Source organism: Microcystis sp. M061S2, from assembly GCF_020245605.1.
Classification (GTDB): domain Bacteria; phylum Cyanobacteriota; class Cyanobacteriia; order Cyanobacteriales; family Microcystaceae; genus Microcystis.
Window position 1 is genome coordinate 1 of sequence record NZ_JADBUP010000127.1, and the last position, 2,718, is coordinate 2,718.

Annotated in this window: 3 protein-coding genes; 1 reads left to right on the plus strand and 2 read right to left on the minus strand. The window is 48.5% G+C overall.

The features are described 5' to 3' along the window. Positions 1–246 (plus strand): hypothetical protein (locus tag IM475_RS19640; protein WP_287728816.1); only part of this gene is annotated, 246 nt, incomplete at its 5' end. Here IM475_RS19640 and istB read toward each other — a convergent pair. Together istB and istA are read right to left on the minus strand one after the other, a co-directional pair. Next, entirely contained in the window at positions 209–919 is a 711-nt protein-coding gene (gene istB / locus IM475_RS19645) for an IS21-like element helper ATPase IstB (RefSeq protein WP_287728817.1), read from the minus strand. The genes IM475_RS19640 and istB overlap by 38 nt on opposite strands. Next, a complete protein-coding gene (gene istA, locus IM475_RS19650; RefSeq protein ID WP_287728818.1) occupies positions 873–2,600 on the minus strand; it encodes an IS21 family transposase in 1,728 nt (575 codons plus the stop codon). Before istA ends, istB begins: the two co-directional genes overlap by 47 nt. Positions 2,601–2,718: the final 118 nt, after the last annotated feature.

Consider the following 2,718-nt stretch of genomic DNA (forward strand, 5'->3'; position numbering starts at 1 on the left):
AGTATTCTAGCCAGTCCTACTGCAACAGGATTTCTGGCCAGTCAGAGAGCCTCGGGAATTCGGGCGAATTCCACTACTTGGTTAGTGTTAATCGTCATCTGGAAATGGCAGTCGAAAAAAAGGCCAGTCTGGCAGCCAAAAATTGGTTTTGGCAGTCGAAAAAAAGGCCACTTGAGTCCTGAAGTTTTGATGGCTAATGCACTATGTCTTAGCTCTTTTTGGCGTTGTTTTTGCGGCTTTGTTTGACCCGAAAGCTCTCTTCTTTATCGCTTATCGAAAGCACTTCAAGGCGGTGGGTGAGTCGGTCAAGCAATGCGCCGGTCATTCGCTCTTCACCTGCGAAGGTCGATGGCCATTGTGCGAACGGTAGATTTGTCGTCACGATCACGCTGGTTTGTTCATAACATCGGCTAAAAAAGCCAAACAAGCTCTCTGCTCCAACGCGGTCAATCGGCAAGTACCCAAGCTCATCGATCACGATCAGGTGTAATCTGCATAACGATGCTTCCAATCGCATGATCGTCTTCGATTCTCGCGCCTCGCGATAAGTGTTTACGATCTCTGCCGCAGTGAAAAATCTTGCGTTGTAACCCTGACGACATGCATTCAATGTCAGCGAAATCGCGAGGTGAGTTTTCCCAACACCTGGTGGCCCCATCAAGACCACATTCGTCTTGCTTGTCATGTATCCGCATTTGGCTAGTTCGATAACTTTAGCTTTGTTCAAAGAAGGTACCGAACCGAAGTCGAAATCGGATAGCTCTTTCATCGTTGGAACCTTCGATGCTTTGATACGACGGTTAATGGCGTTGCTGTCTCGCTTTTGTATTTCAGTACTTGCCATGTCCTCTAAATACTGTTCATAGGTCGCGTTAGACGAAGAGCATCTTTTGGCCAACTGTTGGTACTCGGTGAGCATTGTCGGCAGCCTTAGAGAACGTAGGTGAGATTCCAGTACCGGATACGACTTCGTCTGGTTGGGCTTGATTTGGTTGGTCTTGGTCCTCTTGGAAACAGTCATGGTTTGCACTCCTTGCAATTGAGAAAGAAACAGGTTCACCTAACGAAGAATCGATTGAGTCTTGTTGAGCCTCGCCATCAAGACTTGAACCGATCAGTGAGTCGTAACACTCCAGCGAGCGAGTTCCGGTTTCAGTTTGCTGAAGCGATGGATGGGCAGACAAGTCCAATACCTTATTTGGTTGCGAAGTACCGATGTTCTCGAGTTCCAGCAGAACGGCAGCCTCATTGAATGCATGATTCTTACAGCACGCATCGATCGCTCTGCAAACATCCTTCCATTGGTAACGTTTTGCCAATAGTAGAATGTCGATGAACATACGAGTTCCTTCGCCATGGTAACGGTACTCCAATTCGTTGCGGAAGAGCTGCTGAGATTGCGTCCAGGCTTGTTTTACAAAGGGTTTTCCACTGTCCAGTAGGCCAGGTTTGGTTTCGAGCAACTCGATGTAGTGCGATAATTGAAGCGACCAGTCTCCCTCTTCGACTCGTGCGTGCGTAGCGATGATTTGATCTTCGCAATGAACCTCGATTCGATCGAGGAATGCGCGGAGAACAACATGCTTGCATGCATACCGAGTTGGAACGCTATAGCGGCTTTGTTGGTGAGGAACCGTCGATCGCTTATCGACTCGTAGCGTATCTGAGGTACATGCGAGGAACGGCGATTCCGGCAACGGTCGAAAGAGTTTTCTTTCCTCTTCGAAGAGCTCTCCATAGGATCGTTGCATATCTTTATCGATTCGTCCAAGGTCTCGTTTGGTCCATGCCGCTAGATGCTCATTGAGTGCTTCCAGCGATGATACTTGAGGAACTGGAGTTAGGTAGGTTCGCTCACTTCGCTTGACTGAATTCTCGACATGGCCTTTCTCATTGCCGCTGGCCACATTACAGAAACGCGATTCGAAAAGATAGTGGCTGCGTAACGCAAGAAAGCGACTTGTAAGATCCCTCTTTCTCCCTGTATGGACATAAGTAACAGCGGTCTTGAGGTTGTCATAGGCTAGCTTAATCGGCACGCCTCCAAGTTGCTCCATGAGCCATACGTGACCATCAAGGAAACTAATCATATCGTCTCGAAGATATGCCTTTACGAAGGTGGCTTTGCTAAAAGCAGACCTCGCACAAAAAATCATGACTTTCGTTTGTACACCACTTAGCATAACGATGGCCTGCCCCCAGTCGATTTGAACTTCGCTGGCAGGCGGATGATCGATTGGACAAAAGACCTCAGCAGGCTTTTCTATTAATGAAGTGACCAGGTCCGAGATTGCACGTCGCGAACCTTTGAAATCGTACTCATCACGAAGTCGCTCGAAGATTCTAGTTTTAGTGTGTCGTTGTTTTCGAGGTTTCGCCTTGTCCTCCTCAAGCCATTGCTTGACCAATGGAAGAATCGGATCGGTTAGCGGTCTTGGCCGCGGCGCTTTGAGAGTGTAGGAGTTTGGTTCAGGATTACGAATTGCATCAGCGATGGAGTCTCTTGACCAGCCAAATCGCCGATTGACCTCTCTCTGAGACATTCCCTGGACAATTACCAACTTTCGAATCAGCTCTTTCTCTTCCATTTTGAGTACCATGGTTTTCTCCGAGGACGTCCGTGTAGGTGGCAAAACCACATACTCGAACTCCCCGGCGGACCCAAGTCACCCCCAATCGGCTGGCCGACTTTTTGGCTGCCAGACTGGCCTTTTTTTC

Coding starts and splice junctions, on each gene's coding strand:
- istB (WP_287728817.1), bottom strand. CDS start 919: ATGCTCACCGAGTACCAACAGTTGGCCAAAAGATGCTCTTCGTCTAAC.
- istA (WP_287728818.1), bottom strand. CDS start 2,600: ATGGTACTCAAAATGGAAGAGAAAGAGCTGATTCGAAAGTTGGTAATT.